This window comes from Massilia sp. CCM 8734, assembly GCF_011682155.1.
GTDB classification, from domain to species: Bacteria; Pseudomonadota; Gammaproteobacteria; order Burkholderiales; family Burkholderiaceae_D; genus Telluria_A; species Telluria_A rubra.
Window position 1 is genome coordinate 1 of record NZ_WHJI01000143.1, and the last position, 1094, is coordinate 1094.

The window sequence follows — 1094 nt, forward strand, 5'->3', positions numbered from 1 at the left end:
TCCTTTTCCGTGGCGGAAAGCTTGGAAAGATCTGGAAGGGGGCGCAGTTTTGTCATGATCAGCATCATGGACCGATTTCAAGAAACGAACAACTCTGGCACGTGCTCGCTCAGGCTAAACAGTTACCTTCCATTAATCCATTCGTTTTCGAAGCCTGGTGATAAGATTTTGGACCCGTTTTGCGGTTCTGGATCTACACTTGCAGCGTCTTTGATGAGCGGCCGTCTGTCGACTGGGATTGAGCTGGCCCGTGACCTAGCAGACGTGGCCGATAGAAGGTTGAGCCGTATGGTGGACAGCAACGCACGTCGGGCTGACATTATCGAATAATCACGAAAGAAGTGCGGCTTCGTTGTGTGGTCGCACTTCTTCCCAGCACTTGGTCGCGGCTATCGTTTTTTGAACACTCATCGCCATTCAGGTCGATGGCCCCGTCTGGAGACGCTCTGATCTTGGCTCGCCAGCAGGAGCCAGGGTCACGTCGGGCATTTGCATTGCCTCCAGCCCGCGCCGCTGTCTCGCGCGCGTGCAACGGCGGTGCCGGCACCGAAGGCGCCTGGCGGATCATCGAGGCTGACCGGCGCCTTCGGCACGAGGCCACGTCGTGCCGCTGCGCTGCCGCCGGCATGGAACGCGCCACCGACGCGCGCTTTGTTCCCATGCCGGTCGGGCGGTCGACTTGCTACGCTGGCACGCTGCGCGGCCAGCATCGGTGCCAGGCAGATCGGCCAACAGTCATGCAAATTAGGCAGGCCACCGTCGGTCGCCGCGATCACATCACCGTTGCCAAAGAGCGCTGCGAAGTATAACGGTGCCCATCGGCCCGGTGAATATGCCAAGGTTGCTTGACCCCTTTTTCGCCAGTCTATTCATACCACCTATTTGCAGGAACGATTGGGCGCCAGCTTTGTAGCAGAGGCTTTCAGTACCGATTATTGGCCCCAAATTGTATACCACAGCTGGAAAAGGCAAAAAGCAACATCTGGGGCCGAAACCCGTTCCTCTCGTGAACCGAGCCCCGGTAAGGCCCGGGTCTCGGCCCTTCGGGCTCGGGAATTCCCTTCGGCGCGGCCCTTCCGCTGCGCTCCAGCGCG

Annotated in this window: 1 protein-coding gene; it reads left to right on the top strand. The window is 59.1% G+C overall.

Features of this window, described 5'->3' with window-relative positions; genetic code table 11:
• Positions 1-66 precede the first annotated feature (66 nt).
• Positions 67-330, top strand: a complete 264-nt coding sequence (locus tag F2P46_RS38400) for a DNA methyltransferase (RefSeq protein ID WP_368737995.1) — start codon at positions 67-69, stop codon at positions 328-330.
• Positions 331-1094: the final 764 nt, after the last annotated feature.